Origin of the sequence: Rhodococcus sp. MS13, assembly GCF_013277835.1 — a bacterium.
In the GTDB taxonomy this organism is placed as follows: Bacteria; Actinomycetota; Actinomycetes; order Mycobacteriales; family Mycobacteriaceae; genus Rhodococcus_F; species Rhodococcus_F erythropolis.
The window spans coordinates 40,716-57,504 of record NZ_VBTL01000006.1; the positions used below are offsets into that span (position 1 = coordinate 40,716).

General features: G+C 63.1%; 14 protein-coding genes. 9 read left to right on the top strand and 5 right to left on the bottom strand.

What is annotated here, in order from left to right; genetic code table 11:
- Positions 1-8: 8 nt before the first annotated feature.
- Positions 9-848, bottom strand: coding sequence for a DUF1707 domain-containing protein (locus FEZ59_RS13890; RefSeq protein WP_053062083.1), 840 nt, complete (start codon positions 846-848; stop codon positions 9-11).
- A gap of 128 nt (positions 849-976) precedes the next feature.
- On the opposite strand from FEZ59_RS13890, the gene FEZ59_RS13895 reads away from it, so the two are divergent.
- The 3 genes from FEZ59_RS13895 (at position 977) to FEZ59_RS13905 (ending at position 5,738) form a co-directional block, all read left to right on the top strand.
- Entirely contained in the window at positions 977-1,396 is a 420-nt protein-coding gene (locus tag FEZ59_RS13895; protein WP_042448217.1) for a DUF5318 family protein, read from the top strand.
- A gap of 577 nt (positions 1,397-1,973) precedes the next feature.
- A complete protein-coding gene (locus FEZ59_RS13900; RefSeq protein WP_019746057.1) occupies positions 1,974-4,121 on the top strand; it encodes a transglycosylase domain-containing protein in 2,148 nt (715 codons plus the stop codon).
- A gap of 39 nt (positions 4,122-4,160) precedes the next feature.
- Positions 4,161-5,738, top strand: a complete 1,578-nt coding sequence (locus FEZ59_RS13905; RefSeq protein WP_029256732.1) for a glycosyltransferase 87 family protein — start codon at positions 4,161-4,163, stop codon at positions 5,736-5,738.
- 2 nt (positions 5,739-5,740) lie between these two features.
- Here the strand turns inward: FEZ59_RS13905 and FEZ59_RS13910 are convergent, their stop codons facing one another.
- Complete coding sequence (locus tag FEZ59_RS13910; protein WP_020909716.1) at positions 5,741-6,040, bottom strand: LuxR C-terminal-related transcriptional regulator; 300 nt, start codon at positions 6,038-6,040, stop codon at positions 5,741-5,743.
- A gap of 187 nt (positions 6,041-6,227) precedes the next feature.
- Here FEZ59_RS13910 and FEZ59_RS13915 point away from each other — a divergent pair, with 187 nt between their 5' ends.
- The gene (locus FEZ59_RS13915; RefSeq protein ID WP_172932793.1) at positions 6,228-10,070 is read left to right on the top strand and encodes a helix-turn-helix domain-containing protein; all 3,843 of its coding nucleotides are present in this window, start codon (positions 6,228-6,230) and stop codon (positions 10,068-10,070) included.
- A 6-nt stretch (positions 10,071-10,076) separates the two neighbouring features.
- Here the strand turns inward: FEZ59_RS13915 and FEZ59_RS13920 are convergent, their stop codons facing one another.
- The 3 genes from FEZ59_RS13920 to FEZ59_RS13930 are packed head-to-tail and all read right to left on the bottom strand — an operon-like array spanning position 10,077 to position 12,841.
- Positions 10,077-10,856: a DUF4190 domain-containing protein gene (locus tag FEZ59_RS13920; RefSeq protein ID WP_020971364.1), complete on the bottom strand. Its 780-nt coding sequence runs from the start codon at positions 10,854-10,856 to the stop codon at positions 10,077-10,079.
- 45 nt (positions 10,857-10,901) lie between these two features.
- Positions 10,902-11,486, bottom strand: coding sequence for a GNAT family protein (locus FEZ59_RS13925; RefSeq protein ID WP_069145291.1), 585 nt, complete (start codon positions 11,484-11,486; stop codon positions 10,902-10,904).
- Positions 11,486-12,841: a hypothetical protein gene (locus FEZ59_RS13930; RefSeq protein ID WP_080910772.1), complete on the bottom strand. Its 1,356-nt coding sequence runs from the start codon at positions 12,839-12,841 to the stop codon at positions 11,486-11,488. The genes FEZ59_RS13925 and FEZ59_RS13930 overlap by 1 nt, the downstream gene beginning before the upstream one ends.
- A gap of 210 nt (positions 12,842-13,051) precedes the next feature.
- Here FEZ59_RS13930 and rpsF point away from each other — a divergent pair, with 210 nt between their 5' ends.
- The 5 genes from rpsF (at position 13,052) to dnaB (ending at position 16,599) form a co-directional block, all read left to right on the top strand.
- The gene (rpsF, locus tag FEZ59_RS13935; protein WP_003941237.1) at positions 13,052-13,339 is read left to right on the top strand and encodes a 30S ribosomal protein S6; all 288 of its coding nucleotides are present in this window, start codon (positions 13,052-13,054) and stop codon (positions 13,337-13,339) included.
- 64 nt (positions 13,340-13,403) lie between these two features.
- Positions 13,404-13,928, top strand: coding sequence for a single-stranded DNA-binding protein (locus tag FEZ59_RS13940; protein ID WP_003941248.1), 525 nt, complete (start codon positions 13,404-13,406; stop codon positions 13,926-13,928).
- A gap of 39 nt (positions 13,929-13,967) precedes the next feature.
- The gene (rpsR, locus tag FEZ59_RS13945; RefSeq protein WP_003941245.1) at positions 13,968-14,210 is read left to right on the top strand and encodes a 30S ribosomal protein S18; all 243 of its coding nucleotides are present in this window, start codon (positions 13,968-13,970) and stop codon (positions 14,208-14,210) included.
- Positions 14,211-14,228: 18 nt separating this feature from the next.
- Positions 14,229-14,684, top strand: coding sequence for a 50S ribosomal protein L9 (rplI, locus tag FEZ59_RS13950; protein ID WP_003941243.1), 456 nt, complete (start codon positions 14,229-14,231; stop codon positions 14,682-14,684).
- Positions 14,685-15,192: 508 nt separating this feature from the next.
- Positions 15,193-16,599 carry a replicative DNA helicase gene (gene dnaB / locus FEZ59_RS13955; RefSeq protein WP_019746049.1) on the top strand — a complete coding sequence of 469 codons (1,407 nt, stop codon included), beginning with the start codon at positions 15,193-15,195 and terminating at the stop codon, positions 16,597-16,599.
- The last annotated feature ends 190 nt before the right edge of the window (positions 16,600-16,789 follow it).

A 16,789-nucleotide genomic window follows, 5' to 3' on the forward strand; every position in this document is an offset into this window, starting at 1 on the left:
GGCTCACCCTAGCTCCCGTACGGGTAGGAACGAGAGATCTCGCCCCACGGCGTGACCTCGATTCGTCCTTGGTGGCCGAGTCCGTTCTCCGCATAGATCGCGATCTCCGGGAGGCCGTAGTTCGCGTCCACGATCAAGTGCGTGATCGTGGCGTCCGAAACATTGACGTAGGCGCCGATGTTAACCATGTACGGCGCGAGCTTGTCGATCTGGATGGAACCGAGATCGAAGGTCGGCTGGCCCGTTCGCCGCGGAATGGATGTCACTTCCCGCTCGAAGCCGTCGCGAAAACTGATGGACTCGGTGAGGGCTGGAGCGTCGGGTACCGCCCGGCTCACCAGGGAGAAGTCGCCGTGGAAGCTGGCGTCATCGATGAACATGTCGCCGAACTCGTCGCGATACTTCTCGATAAATGCGCCGATACCCTCGGGAGTCAATGTGTCGATGTGTGCGATCAGTATCGGTTCGACGGTCGGCTCCGGCACCAGGGTGGTGGTCGGCAACGGTGGCGCGAGGGAAGTAGTGCTGGCATAACTGGCGGTGATGTCTTCCGAAGGCGTCAATGGTGAGCGACTCCAGGCCACCGCGGCGACCGCGCCGACGACGATCAGAGCAGCGCCACCGATGTACACGGCCTTGCGCGTCACCGACGTCCGAGGCGCCGTTGTGGTATCGATCTTCGGCACCTGCAGATCGTTGACCAGGCGCGCGAGCTCGAGCAGGGTTTTCGCGGACCTCGCCTTTTCGGTCCGTTCGAAGTAGTCCTCCGCGCTCAACTGCCCTTCGGCGTACGCGGCGTCCAACACATTGCACGTTTCGACGCGATCAAGATCACGAGCACGCGTCATCGGGGAACGGGAAGACTTCACAGGAAGTGATCGTAATGGCTGGTCGCCATGCGTCCGGACCGCAAAATGTGTTCATCGTGACCCTCCCGAACCGTCCGTGGCGGCACGGACGCACGTACGCTGGTCAGGTGCGGATACAGCGGCAAGTTGTGGACTACGCGCTCGCGCGTCGGTCTGTGCTGGCCGAAGTGTCTGCGGGTAGGACCGACGTCAAGCAAGTGTGTGACGCCGATCCGTACCTACTCAGAGCCGCGAAGTTCCACGGCCGGGGCAGCGACGTCGTCTGCCCCATTTGCCGCAAGGAACAGTTGACGCTCGTGTCCTGGGTGTTCGGCGACAAGCTCGGTCAGGTTTCGGGATCGGCCCGAACCTCGGACGAGCTCGCTCGGCTTGCGGAAACAGCAGAGGAGTTCACGGTGCACGTTGTAGAGGTGTGCCGTACCTGCAGTTGGAACCACTTGGTGCAGTCCTATGTGCTCGGCGCAGTACCTGCGCCGCCGCGACCGCGGCGAGCACGCCCACCAAGCCGGCGCACCGCCAGCGAGTAACGCCACACCCGAAGAAGGGCCCGATCGAAGTCTGCACGTGATCGGTCCGTGACCACTGGAGATTTGATTCGTGAGTTCCCCCAGCAACAACAACCCGGGAGGCAACAACCCGGGTGGCCGTCCCGTCGGTCCCAACCGTCCCGCCGGACCTCCTCAGGGTCGTCCGCCGCAGGGACGTCCGATGGGTCCACCACCGCAGGGTTCACCTCCGCAGGGACGCCCTCCGATGGGTCCGCCCCCTCAGGGTCGTCCGCAGCAAGGCCGTCCGATGGGACCCCCGCCTCAGGGTCGTCCGCCTCAGGGTCGACCTTCGGGCCCGCCTCCTCAGGGCCGCCCCGCCGGTCCCCCTCCTCAGGGTCGTCCGCCGCAAGGCCGACCTGCCGGCCCGTCGCCTCGAGATCGCGCCGCAGGCGCTCAGGCAAACGAACCGACCCAGCGCGTCGCGGCAGCAGCAGCGACCACCCGTACCAACGCGGGCACCCGCCCGCCAGTCGGACCTCCGCCGACGAAGCCGCCGACAGGTGGCTCCGGTGGCGGTGGCAACGACGGACAACCCCCGAAGGGAAGAAAGAGCACCGTGAAGAAGAAGTCCAAGTGGCGCACAGTTCGCCGCTCGGCCTACGTCTTGGTGGCGCTCGGTCTTGTTCTGCCCGTCCTTGCCTTCATGGCGGCGTACATCGTGCAGGACGTCCCCAAGCCAGGTGACCTCAAGACCAATCAGGTGGCGACGGTCTTCGCCGCCGACGGCACCACGGTGATCAGTACCGTCGTCCCGCCGGACGGCAACCGCGTCGAGGTTTCGCTCGATCAGGTACCGCTTCACGTTCGGAACGCCGTTCTGGCCGCAGAGGACCGCGATTTCTACTCGAACCCGGGCTTCTCGATCTCCGGTTTCGCACGCGCAGCCCGAGACAACGTCCTCGGTCGCGACAGTGCCGGTGGTGGCTCGACCATCACGCAGCAGTACGTGAAGAAGGCGCTCGTCGGCTCGGAGCGTTCGCTGACGCGAAAGATGAAAGAGCTCGTCATCTCCTCGAAGATGGCCAACGAGTGGTCCAAGGACGACATCCTCGCCGCGTATCTGAACACCATTTACTTCGGTCGCGGCGCATACGGCATCGGCGCAGCATCCAAGGCTTACTTCGGCAAGCCCGTCGACCAGCTGACCATCGAAGAAGGCGCCGTCCTGGCATCGTCGATTCAGCTTCCGTCGCTCCTCGATCCCGAGACCAACCCGACCGGCGCGAAGTCCCGTTGGGATTACGTGCTCGACGGCATGGTGTCCGCCGGCACGCTGGATCAGGCCGCGCGCACGCCGATGCAGTACCCCGCCTACATCCCGCTCGCCCAGGTCGACAACAGCAGCCAAGGCTCGACCGGACCCGAGGGCCTGATCAAGCGTCAGGTGCTCAAGGAGATCGGCGACGCCGGAATCAGCGAGCAGTTGCTCAACACCGAGGGCTTGCAGATCACCACGACCATCGACCCGCAGGCTCAGGCCGCAGCGGTCGAGGCAGCCCGTTCCAACATGGAGGGTGAGCCGGAGAACCTGCGCACCGCCGTTGTATCGGTCGACCCGAAGACCGGAGCCGTCAAGGCGTACTACGGCGGTGAGGACGGCGCGGGATACGACTTCGCGAATGCCGGACTTCAGACCGGTTCCTCGTTCAAGGTGTTCGGTCTCGCAGCCGCCCTGGATCAGGGAATCCCGCTCTCGCAGATGTACGACAGCTCGCCGCTGACCGTCAACGGCATCTCCATCGGCAACGTCGAAGGTGAAAGCTGCGGCACCTGCACCATCGCAGAGGCGCTCAAGCGTTCGCTGAACACCAGCTTCTACCGCCAGATGCTCAGCCTCGACGGCAACGGCCCGCAGGCAATCGCGGACATCGCACACCAAGCAGGCATCCCGAAGGACATCCCGGGCGTCGGCCCGTCGCTCACCGAGGCTGACGGTTCCGGTCCCAACAACGGCATCGTGCTCGGCCAGTACCAGGCCCGCGTGCTCGACATGGCGTCGTCGTACGCGACGCTCGCCGCATCCGGCACGTATCACGCACCACACTTCGTCCAGAAGGTCGTTGCCGCCGACGGCACCGTGCTGCTGGACCGCGGCGCACCCGCCGGTGAGGACCGCATCGACGCTGCCGTGGCGGACAACGTGACGGCTGCGATGCAGCCGATCGCGGCGTACTCGCGCGGTCACAACCTGGCCGGCGGACGTCTGTCGGCGTCGAAGACAGGTACCGCGCAGCTCGGTGACACCGGAGCCAACAAGGACGCATGGATGGTCGGCTACACGCCGTCACTCTCGACCGCGGTCTGGGTCGGAACTCCCGACGGTGAAGCGATCACCAACTCGGGCGGCGCGATGATCTACGGCTCGGGTCTGCCTTCGGACATCTGGAAGGACACGATGGACGGCGCCCTCGACGGCACCGACAACGAGAAGTTCCCGACGCCGGGCAAGATCAACGGCCAAGCCGGTGGTGTTCCGGAGTACACGGCACCTGCACCGCCCAAGACGTCGGCGCCGCCGACCACCGCACCGACGACGACGGAAACCACTCCGCCGCCCGTGGTGACGACGACGCAGGTCGAGGTTCTGCCAGGCATCACCATCCCGATTCCGGGCATCTCCCGGCCGACGACAACCACGCCGCAGGTACCAGGGGCAGGCGAGACCACCGAGGAAGAACCGGCAGGTGTGAGCCCCGGCCAGTAGTTGGAGGGTGGTCGGTTCGAAAGACGGTAACCTCGCGGAGTGGCCGCGAATGCTGATGATGCCGAACCGACCTCCCCAGCTCCGCTGGCCGAAGATCTTCGTTCGGCGGATTGGCGGGACGTTCCCAGTCGCAACGACGCGATGGTGTCTGCGCTGTCGGGAACCGTCGGCGGTCCGGTAGGTCGTCACGCACTGATCGGACGCACTCGCTTCTTCACACCGATGCGAGTGATCCTTCTGCTCGCCGTGGTGTTCTTGGCTTTCGGCTGGTTCGCGAAGGCCGGCTGTATTCAGCAGGCGCCGGTCGGCGAGAGCGGGCAGGTCGGCCTCGACTGGAGTGGCAGCCGTCAGTACGTGGCCATGTGTTACTCCGACACCGTTCCGCTGTACGGGGCCGAACGCCTCGATCAGGGAGCATTCCCGTACAAGACGTCGTGGGAAGAAGTACGCGGCGACGGTTCGATCCAGATGCGGTACATGGAGTATCCGGTGATCTCGGGGCTCTATCAGTACGGCGCGATGAAGGTCGCCAAGGCGTGGGATTCGATCACCTGGCTGCCGGGCGCGATTCAGGTGGCGCTCTATTTCAACGTCGTGGCGTTCGGGTTGGCGTTGGCGTGGCTGGTCACCGTGTGGGCGAGCACCCTGCTGGCCGGACGACGAGTGTGGGACGGCGCGCTCATCGCGTGTTCCCCGTTGGTGATCGTGCACGTGTTCACGAACTTCGATCCTCTGGCGACGGCGTTCGCGGCTGGCGGGTTGTTGGCGTGGGCACGCAAGCGGCCAGTGCTCGCGGGAATCCTGCTCGGCCTGGGCGGCGCCGCGAAGCTCTACCCGCTGCTCCTACTCGGACCGCTTTTCGTCCTGTGTCTGCGCGCGGGCAAGACGAGGGACTGGCTGGTGACCGCACTCAGTGCCGTCGCGGCATGGCTTGCGGTGAACCTGCCCATCGCCGCGCTGTACCCGCATGGTTGGTACGAGTTCTTCCGGCTCAACTCCGAGCGCGGGGCCGATCCAGATTCCCTCTACAACGTGATCGCGTCGTTCACGTCGTGGAAGGGCCTCGACGGTCCTCTCGCACAGGGCGAGTCACCGTCGAATCTCAACGCCGTCTCTCTGCTTTTGTTCGTGGCCGTCTGCATCGGTGTCGGATACGTCGCCCTGACGGCGCAGCGTCGTCCGCGCGTTGCGCAGTTGTGCTTCCTGTTGGTGGCGGGCTTCTTGCTCACCAACAAGGTGTGGAGCCCGCAGTATTCTCTGTGGCTGGTGCCGCTGGCCGTGTTGGCCTTGCCGCACCGCAGACTCCTGCTCGCGTGGATGACCATCGACGCCCTGGTCTGGGTTCCTCGAATGATGTATTACCTCGGGGTGTCCAACAAGGGGCTGCCCGAGCAGTGGTTCACCGGAACCGTCGTGATCCGGGACATCGCGGTACTCGTTCTGTGCGCGCTGGTGCTCCGTCAGATCTACCGGCCGTCGGAGGATCTCGTGCGGTACGGGTTCATCGACGATCCGGCGGGCGGTGTTCTCGATCAGGCTCCGGACAAACAACCTGCCTGGCTACCCGGTTGGTTGAAGCCGTCCAAAGCGAAGGAACCGGAAACCGTCGCGGTCTGAGGTCACCACTCGTCGAGGGTGGTGTACCCGTCCTGGACCGCGCGGGCGAACAACGCTGCCTTCGTGGGAGCCGGCCGCCCGACGTCGCTGTACTTCGTGCGTACCCGAGTGATGTGTGTGTTGACGGTGCAGACGCGTAGGCCGAGTGTCTCGGCGACCTCGGACTTGGAATCCGAACGAAGCCAGGCGAGAAGTACTTCGATCTCGCGGACGCTCAGCTTCGGCTTGTGCTTGCCGTGCTTGGGGTTGCCGACTCGGGACACGTTTGCCTCGATCTTCGGAGAAAAGCCGATTGAAGACATGCGCGCAGCGCCTTTCGACGGAGGGAATGGGCGTCGACTGCCGTATTTGCAGAAGGGCTGCTGAGATGGGGCGCGACTGAGAACGAGTATTTCGATCTAGGCGTCTCAGTGGAACGGACGCAACTCTCTCGATACAGAGTCCATACAACGGACAAATCTCCTACCTGCTCCGATAGAGTGCCTCGCTATGAACTCGAAGGCGGAAGCCGGTAGGCGCAATCAGGTCGATCCGGGCCAGATCGAGTCGCGTGGACAGTTTGCTGAGGCGCTCACGGCGTTGCGGAAGGCAGCCGGACTGACGGTCCGCGAAGCCGTCGAGCGTTCGGGTGGTTTGCACGGAACCGTCAGCGGATGGTTCGCCGGCCAACACCTGCCGACGCCGGCGAGTACCCCGATGTTTTTTGCGCTCCTCGAGGCCTGCGGTGTCGACTCCGAGGATGAGCGGCAGCGCTGGATCGGTGCGGTGCAACGAGTGAGGCAGCTGACGGCCAGACGACGCGGCGACGCCACCGTTCCGTATCGAGGTCTCGAATCTTTCCGACAAGAGGACGCCGAGTGGTTCTTCGGTCGAGACGAACTCACTGCCAACTTGGTCGAGCGGGTGGCGTCGGCGATACGAGGTGTCGGCCGCCGTCAGTTCATGGTGATCGGTGCTTCCGGATCGGGTAAGTCGTCGTTGCTGCGGGCCGGGCTCGCCCCCAAGGTTGCCGAGGGCGATTCGCGGTTCGACGGCTGGCGGGTGGAAATCCTGCAGCCGGGTACGGGAGGAATTCCGTCGTCGATTTCCGACGAACCAACCGTCTTGATCCTCGACCAGTTCGAGGAACTGTGGACGCAGTGCGACGGTGATCGGCGCGAGGAAATACTGCGGACTCTCGCGGAACTCGGTGAGAACACCATCGCCGTCATCGGAATGCGCGCCGACTTCTACGGGCTCGCGGCGGAGGAACCGCTTTTGGTGCCGCTGCTCGACGATTCGCCGATGGTGGTCGGGCCACTGACCGACGAACAATTGCGCGAGGTGATCGTCGAGCCGGCGATCAAGGCCGGGATGACCGTGCAGAGCGAATTGGTTCAGGTTCTGGTATCCGAGCTGACACCACGCGGCTCGCGTACGGCGAGCGACCCCGGAGCTTTGCCCTTGCTGTCACACGCACTGTTGGGGACCTGGCAACGGTCGACGCGTAAAACTCTGACCGTCTCGGATTACTACGCCACCGACGGGATTGCCGGAGCCGTCCAGCAAAGCGCGGAGGAAGTGTACGGCGAGCTCACAGAGCGGCAGCAGCAGTTGGCGCGCAGGATCTTCCTGCGATTGGTCAACGTCGACGAAGTGACGCAGACGCGTCGGCGTGCACCGCGCACCGAACTCTTCCTCGGTGACGACGTCGACGACGTGAACACCGTCATCGACCGGTTCGCCTTACGGCGCCTTCTCACCGTCGACGAAGAGACGGTCGAGGTTTCGCACGAGGTCTTACTGTCAGCGTGGAGTCGGCTTCGCGATTGGATCGACTCGGACCGCGCCGGCCTGGCGGTGCATCGCCGGTTCACGTACGCGGCGCAGGTGTGGGAAGACAGTGGACGCGACCCCGGTGCGCTGCTCGGACCCGCACGTCTTCACCTGACGGAAGAATGGCTGAACTCGGGTGAACTCGGTCTCCCACTGGAACCGAGTCGGACCCGCGCCGCCGACCTCAACGCCACCGAGCGGGAGTACCTCGCTGCGAGCATCGAGCATCGTGATCAGCAGGAATTTGCCGATCGCCGACGTACACGCGTTCTGCGACGGCTCGTGACTGCGTTGGCAGCCGCGTCGGTGATCGCTCTGGTGTTGGCGGTGGTTGCGACCGTCGCCGGTATCGGAGCGAATCGTCAACGTGTCCAAGCAGATACCGCGCGAGACGAGGCGATGTCGCGTCAGGTGGCCACCGAGTCGATCAGGATGCGCGAGCGGGATCCGTCGCTGGCGTCGCAGCTTGCTCTGGCGGCATTTGCGGTCAACGAAACGACCGAAGCCCGCTCGGCATTGCTGGATGCGTCGGGCGTTCATTCGGCTACTCGCATCATCGGACCGCCCGGCGCGATGAAGGCCCGGATAAACCCAGCCGGAACTGTTGTGGCGGTGGGTGGTTCGGATGGGAAGGTCAGACTTTATCCGATGGTCGACGGTGTGGCCTCAGCTGTTCCGCAGGCGGAGTTCCTCGGAGTCTCGGAGGGCACGGCCCTCTTTGCTGTCGCCTACAGCCCGGACGGACGGCTGCTTGCGACTGGTGGCGCCGGCGGCGCTGCGCTGTGGGACGTGTCGGATCCCGAGAATCCGGTCCGTGGAACTCTTCCCGTCGACGGTGAACGCGTAGTGCAGGACATGGAGTTCAGTCCAGACGGAACCAAGCTGGTCGCCGGTACCTCGACGCCCGACGTCCTGCGATGGAACATCGACGTTTCCGCGAATGCCGTTGCTTTGCCTGCTCTTCCGCACCCAGCTGACGGCATCGTCACCGCGACGTTCAGTCCTGACGGACGTTTCCTCGTGGCAGGCGGGCGTCAATCGACACTTCGTGTGTGGGACGTCGCGAAGTGGGGTGAGGAATCGGCGCCGATCTTCGCGACCGAGCCGAACGGCACCACCGTCCACTACCTCGGTGTCGCCTTCAGTCCGGACGGACGCGAGCTTGCGGCGGGAACCACTGGCAGGGAGGTGGTTCGGTGGGACATGAGCGATCCGGCGCGCCCCACTCCCCTGCCGGCACTGACGGGATTTTCCAGCTACGTCAACGAACTCAACTACGGCAAAGACGGAACACGTCTTGCCGCAGGAAGTTCCGACAACTCCGTGCGCGTGTGGGACCCACGAACCGGGGCGTTGATCGAAACACTTCCGGACAGTGGGGCGGTGACCACCGTCGACTACAGCGACGACGGCCGCAACCTGGTCACCGGAGGACTCAACGGTGTGACTCGCGTGTGGGCTCTACCGGGTCCGGTCTGGGCGGGACCTCGGGACACGATTTTCACCAGTCCCTTTGCCGCGGACGGCTCGCGTCTGGTGGCCGGCGTCGGGGCCAGGGGTGGCGCGATGTTGGCGTGGAACACCGAGGATCTCGATCGCCCCGCGGTGATGCCGGAGTTGAAACCGCAAGGGGACGACTCTTTCAGCGGTGCGTCGGCGGTGTCGGCAGACGGGAACCTGGCTGTGAGCGGCACCGGCGGCGGCGGTGCATATCTTTGGGACCTGAGTGATCCGGCGTCGCCACGGATCTACAGCGAACCCGCGGTGTACGTGAAGGGCATCGTGGCGGTCGTCGCGTTGAATCCCGCCGGAGATCTGCTGGCGGTGTCCTCGCAGGACGACAACAGCATTGCGTTGGTCGACGTTTCCGATCCATCGGAACCGAAGCTGCTGTCGTCGACCGATGTCGGCTCTTACCCGCAGATGATGGCATTTCAACCGGGCGCCGACATCCTAGCGATCGCGAACGCCAAGAACGAAGTGGATCTGTGGGATGTGTCGAACCCAGCGTCGCCCCGGGTGGCGGCGACGGTGGGTGGATTCGAAAGTTACGCACTAGCAGTGTCTTTCAGCGCCGACGGGACGTTGTTGGCCGCCGGAAGTGCGGATCACAGGGTCGCCGTGTGGGACGTACGCACACCGTCGGCACCCGAGGAGCTCGCTCGTCTTCTCGGTCCCGAGGGCGCAATCTATTCGATCTCGTTCAACCGCGCCGGTGATCGGCTCGCTGCCGGTGTCGGCGACGGAACCGTCTGGCTCTGGGATATCGAGACCCCCTCGCGGTCAACACGATTTGCGACGCTGTCCGCCTACCCGGGTCGCGTCAACGACGCTCAGTTCGCCGGCGAGAGTGACATGATCGCGGGCAGCGGGTCGGACAAGACCGTTCGCTTGTGGGGAATCGACCCCGACAGCGTCGTTGATCGATTGTGCCGCACCGCAGGATCTCCCATCACGGAAGCCGAATGGGAGCGTTACCTGCCCGGTGTTCCCTATCAGGATCCGTGCGCCGGCTGACGTGGGTCAGTTCATCCAGAACTCGAGCGCCGGTTCCCGACCCAGCTCGCCTCCGCTGCCGGTGATCACCAGTCCGGCGGAGGTGAGCTGGTACGTCACGTCCTTGTTGGTGACGGTGAATCCGTTGCCGGTGGGCGTCGGATCGTCGAGTTCGATGGTGGCGCCGTCGCTCAGCCGTTGACCCTTGTAGTAGTAGCGGCCGACTCCCGTTTCGCAGATGACGATTCGTGATCCGGTCGTGACGGCGATGGCGACGGCAGGATTGGTGGAGTTGCAACTGGGGCCGCCGGAGATGAAACCCTGACGGTCGGTGCCAGAGACGGTCGGCGCCGGACCGATCGAGGTTGTGACGCGTGGTGGCGTCGTCGTTTTCGGCGCTGTGGTGGGTGCACTCGGTGCCCGAGTCGTGGTCGTGGAGTACGAGTACGGCGTCGTGTAGGTGAAACTCCGCGAACTCGCGTCATTGGCGGCGTTGCCGAAAGCGGCGGCGAGCAGCCCGAAGAACGCGATCCACACGATCACGGCCAGGATGCCGAGTGCGGTGAAGATGTAGCCGATGATCAGTCCGGCAAGGGCGAGTCCGTCGCCTTCTTCGCCGGTCCGTTTGATCTGGCCGCGAGCGATGTGCCCGAAGACGATCCCCAACGGCGCGATGAGGAACGCGAAGACGAGGGCGAGCACCGCGAGTGTGTTCGTCGGGCGCCTGCCGTACGGATCGGGCTGCCCGTACGGAGCCGGTTGCCAATTCTGATTGCCCTGGTACCCGTACCCACCCTGATCGCTCATGAGGTGAATCTTGGCATGGACTTGGCCGAAGAGTGCAGGTGATCGCTAGTTTCGGGTACGTGTCTCGAGCTGAGGTGCGATGGTCGGCCAGTCTTCGTCGGTCATCGCGAACAGCGCTGTTGTACGCCAACTGCCGTCGACGCGGCGTCGGTGCTTGCGCAGCAGGCCCTCGAACTGAGCGCCGAGCTTTGCGATCGCTGCCCTGGACTGTTCGTTGAACTCGTCCGTGTGCCACTCGACGCGTACGGCCTCGAGCTGGTCGAAGGCGTGGCGAAGCAGGAGCAGCTTCGATTCGGGATTGATCCCGGTTCCCTGAACAGATCGCGACAACCACGTGTATCCGATTGCAAGACTGCGGTTTACCGGGTCGATCTGGTACATGGACGTAGTGCCGACCACGGCGTTCGTCGCGATGTTCACCTGCGCGAAGGCGATCCGATTCGGGTCGTCGAGGGCTGCAGAGATGTACCTCTGTGCCTGTTCCCGATCGGTGATGGGCGCTGCGGTCCAACGAAAGATCGCCGCGTCGTCGGCCGCCGCGAGCAGAGCGTCGGTGTGCGCGAAGCCCAGGGGTTCGAGTCGGACACGATCACCGGTCAGCGTCGGTGATTCGAACCATGATGCAGTCATCAGGCGTGCTCCCGTGAGTGAGTCGGAAGGTTGTTGTCGGAGTTCGCAATCTGATCGGTCCCACCGGCAAGCGGATACCGCAGTGGGACTCGCAGGAACAAGAAGAAGAACACGGCGAGCAGGACGACGTGGCCCCACACACTCGCCTGGACGACGGCTTCGTACTTGCTCGGATCGAGATTCATGTCCAGTTGGTAGAAGTACCGGAAGATGCCGATACCCAACGCCGCGTCGGCGATCAGATAGGCGACGATCCAGAACCACCGGATCTTGAACAGTACGAGGAACGGCAGGATCCACAGTGTGTACTGCGGTGAATTGACCTTGTGCAGCAACACGAATCCGCACAACATCGCGGCACTGACTGCAATCCACGGAAAGTAGCCGTCGCGGACGTATCGTCGCCAACCCAGATACATCGCGAGCGCGAACGAGACCAGGATCATGACCGGAGACAGGATGCTCACCAGTGCGTCGTAGTCGGCGTTGAGTTCGCGAACTCCGAAACCGTAGAACGGGCGCAACCCCCAGAACCACACCGAGTTGGTGGTGATGTCGGCGCTTCGCTTCTCCTGGAAGCTGAACGACGCGCGCCAGCCTTCGTAGGAAATGAGGGCGAACGGCAGGTTGACGAGGACGACGGTGACGATCGCCGCGCCCGCCGTCATCAGCGCCCCACGAACGTCGTAGCGCTTGCCTTCGGTGCCGCGTAGGAGCACATAGGCCATGAGCGGCAGCACGAACATTCCCGGGTACAGCTTCAAACAGAAACCGATCGCCAGGATGACGGCCGCCAGAACCGCGCGAGTTCGCAGTGGAATCCGCTCGAACGTCATCAGGAAGATCGCGCCGACGCTGGTGGCCACCACCGGGAGCTCCCAGTTGTGGAATGCGTACAGAACCAGGGGCGGAGTCGCCGACCACACGAGCGCGTACGCGCCGCTCATCTTGCCGAGCATCCACGCCGTGAGCAGTCCGAAAGGAGCCAGGATCAGTGCCGAGTGCAGAAGGAAATCGGTGTCGGTGTGTGAGCCGATACCGCCCAGCCACATCAGAATTCCGCTGAGCACCGGGTATTCGACGGTTCCGCCGGTCAGGAATCCTTCGGGCGTTATCCCTCCGGTGACAAAGGGGAACAGATGTTGATCGATTCCTCGTCCGAGCCAGAGCAACTGGATATCGGAGTAGCAGACGTCGATGTTCTTGTTGACGTCGAAGTTCAGGCTTCGGCCGTCGGGCGCGAACGGTGCACCGCCGCATCTGGCCTTGTTGAAATAGCCCAGCGCCATCGTCAGCCCGCACAATCCGACGACCAACGCCAGGATCGACGCCGGGGTCTTGCGGTCTGTTCGCATGATTCTCACCCTAGGGGGCGCAGTGGCTCGCGGGGTGATGCGTCTGCGCCACGCGTCGCGCATCGATCTGGTGGTCTTCCCGGAGGGCCGGGACGATTTCCCTGGTCAAGGCCCCTCGTGTAACCTACGAGGGTTGCTGACGCAACGACCCTCCTGCCACGGATAGTCCGTGGCCGTTTTCACTTAGTCCACAGGAGGTGATGAGGTCTTATGCGTCATTACGAATTGATGGTCATCCTTGACCCCAGCCTGGACGAGCGCACTGTCGCTCCTTCACTGGATACGTTCCTCAATGTTGTGCGCCAGCACGGCGGCACGATCGACAAGGTCGATGTCTGGGGTAAGCGTCGTCTCGCCTACGAGATCCTGAAGCATGCTGAAGGTATCTACGCGGTGATCGACATCAACGCCACTCCCGCCACCGTCGCTGAGCTCGATCGTCAGCTCGGTCTGAACGAGTCGGTTCTGCGCACGAAGGTTCTGCGCCACAACAAGTAATTACTGTCGGTAGCGAGCTCTACTCTCGCGCCCAACGGTCTTACATCAATGCAGGAGGAACCACATGGCTGGCGACACCATCATCACCGTCATCGGAAACCTGACGGCTGATCCTGAACTTCGTTTCACCCCGGCGGGTGCCGCGGTTGCAAACTTCACGGTTGCTTCCACGCCCCGCACCTTCGACCGTAATTCCAATGAATGGAAAGACGGCGATGCGCTGTTCATGCGTTGCAACATCTGGCGCGAAGCAGCCGAGAACGTCGCGGAGAGCTTGACCCGTGGTTCACGAGTAATCGTGAGCGGCCGGCTCAAGCAGCGTTCGTACGAAACTCGCGAGGGCGAAAAGCGAACTGTCGTCGAGCTCGAAGTCGATGAAATCGGTCCTTCACTGAAGTACGCCACGGCAAAGGTCAACAAGGCCAACCGTGGTGGCGGCGGTGGAGGCGGCAACTTCGGCGGTTCCTCCGGCGGATCGGGTGGCGGACGTCCGAGCGCTGCACCTTCGGGTGGAGACGATCCTTGGGGCAGTGCGCCTCAGGCTTCGGGCTCCTTCGGTGGTGCGGGCAGCGACGAACCGCCCTTCTGATCCGTACCTGATCAGGAACATCCAGAAAAGAGCAAAGACATGCCGAAGCCGCCCTTGCGCGACAAGGTTATGAAGAAGAAGGTCTGCACCTTCTGCAAAGAGAAGAACACGCAGATCAACTACAAGGACACGACGTTGCTTCGTAAGTACGTCAGCGATCGCGGAAAGATCCGTGCTCGCCGTGTCACCGGCAATTGCGTCCAGCACCAGCGCGACGTTGCCATTGCCGTCAAGAACTCACGTGAGGTAGCACTGCTGCCTTACGCCACCGTGGCTCGCTAAGGAAAGGGAGGAAAGAACATGAAGCTCATCCTCACCGCTGACGTGGACAACCTCGGTGCGCCTGGCGACACCGTGGAGGTCAAGGACGGCTACGGCCGTAACTACCTGCTCCCCCGCGGACTGGCAATCGTCGCCACCCGTGGCGCCGAGAAGCAGGTCGAGGGCATCCGTCGTGCACAGGAAGCGCGCGCTGTGCGCGGCCTGGATCACGCCAAGGAGCTCAAGGCAGCTATCGAGGGCCTCGAGTCCGTAACGCTGACGGTCAAGACCGCCGGTGGCTCGGGCAAGCTCTTCGGTTCGGTTACCGTCGCTGACGTCGCTGCTGCGATCAAGGCTGCCGGTGGACCGATTGTCGACAAGCGCTCCATCGTGTTGCCGAAGGCTCACATCAAGAACACGGGCAAGCACGCCGTGGTCGTGAACCTGCACCCCGATGTGGTTGCCAAGTTCAACCTGAACGTCGTCGGCGCATAGTCGACTGTTCGTCTCGTCGGGCCCCGCACACTTCGGTGTGTGGGGCCCGACGTTTTGTTTCGGGGTGCGGTGTGCCGCCTGACAGCGTCCCGAATCGGACCTGGGGATAACTCTCACACTGTGATGTTCGACTTGGTGATCAGTGACGAATCGGGCGAGGCAACACGCCCGACACGCCGACGCGCCGACTGTGGAAAAACTATTTTCATCAACAGGCCTGTGAAATTGTGGATAGCCATCTACCTGGTCTTTTGTGGTTGCTAGGCAAAGTAGTCCCCAAATGCTCCACAGGCGGTGCACACCGTGGGGCGGGAGTTTCCACAAAGCATCCACAGGTTTATCCATAGTCCGGTTTGTATGCGGACCTACTAGTCCCTAACGTCATCTCGGCGTCTATCTACAGCCCGGCCGAATGCGGCTAGGGGATGTCGGTGGGGGCAGGTACAAATGATGAGGGCGCTGCGGTTTCTGGCAGTGTCGTCGAGTGTTTTACGGGAAGGTCTCGCTTGTGGCTGTTGTAGATGATCGAGGACCTTCCGACTTCTCGGGGCCGGACTACCCGGGCCCTCCCGAGGCCGAGCCCGACCAGGAGTTCGGACGCCAGCCACCTCAGGACATGACTGCCGAGCAGTCGGTGCTCGGCGGCATGCTGCTGAGCAAGGACGCCATCGCTGACGTCCTCGAGGTACTGCGTCCGGGTGACTTCTACCGGCCCGCCCACCAGTCCGTCTACGACGTGATCCTGGACCTCTACAGCCGTGGCGAGCCCGCCGACCCGGTGACGGTCTCCGCCGAGCTCGACCGTCGAGGTGAGCTCCGCCGTATCGGTGGTGCTGCCTACCTGGTGACGCTGACCCAGACAGTGCCCACAGCCGCCAACGCCGCCTTCTATGCCGAGATCGTGGCGGAGAAGTCCGTGCTGCGTCGTCTCGTCGATGCCGGTACGCGCATCGTCCAGTACGGCTACGCCGGCACCGAGGGTCAGGACGTGGCCGAGGTTGTCGACCGCGCGCAGGCCGAGATCTTCGAGGTCACCGAGCGTCGGACCACCGAAGACTTCGTACCCCTCACCGAACTCCTCCAGCCCACGATGGACGAGATCGACTCCATCGCCAGCCGCGGCGGAATCTCCCTCGGTGTGCCCACCGGATTCAAGGATCTCGACGAGATCACCAACGGCCTTCACGCAGGTCAGATGATCATCGTCGCGGCTAGACCTGGTGTGGGCAAATCGACCCTTGGAATGGATTTTTTGCGTTCCTGCTCGATCACGCACGGCATGGCCAGCGTCATGTTCTCGTTGGAAATGAGCAAAACCGAGATCGTCATGCGTCTGTTGTCCGCAGAGGCAAAGATCAAGCTCGGTGACATGCGTTCCGGCAAGATGACCGACGACGACTGGACCAAACTCGCGCGTCGTATGAGTGAGATCAGTGAGGCGCCGCTCTTCATCGACGACTCCCCCAACCTCACGATGATGGAAATTCGCGCAAAAGCGCGGCGGCTCAAGCAGAAACATGACATTCGCCTGATCGTGATCGACTACCTCCAGCTGATGAGCTCAGGTAAAAAGGTCGAGTCCCGTCAGCAGGAAGTCTCCGAATTTTCCCGTAGCCTAAAGCTTTTGGCGAAGGAGCTCGAAGTTCCGGTTGTCGCGATCTGTCAGCTCAACCGTGGCCCTGAGCAGCGAACCGACAAGCGTCCCCAGGTCGCCGACCTTCGTGAGTCCGGATCGCTCGAGCAGGACGCCGACATGGTGATCCTGCTGTATCGCCCTGACGCGACCGAGCGAGACGATCCGCGTGGCGGTGAAGCCGACCTGATTCTGGGTAAGCACCGTAACGGCCCGACCGCGACAATCACTGTGGCGCACCAGCTTCACCTGTCCAAGTTTGTGGACATGGCCCGGGGATAGTGGCTGCCTGTAGATTCCGGATCTAAATGACAGATTCCGGACCTATATATTCCGTATTTGGCATAGTTACGTCCTATATGTCATTTTGGACTTGTTTTGGTAACGGTCGCGAAGCTCTTGCCGGCATGCAGTGCCGTTGTGTAGCGATAAACATCAGGTGGCTCGGTTGCCTTGGTTTTGCATCCGTGAT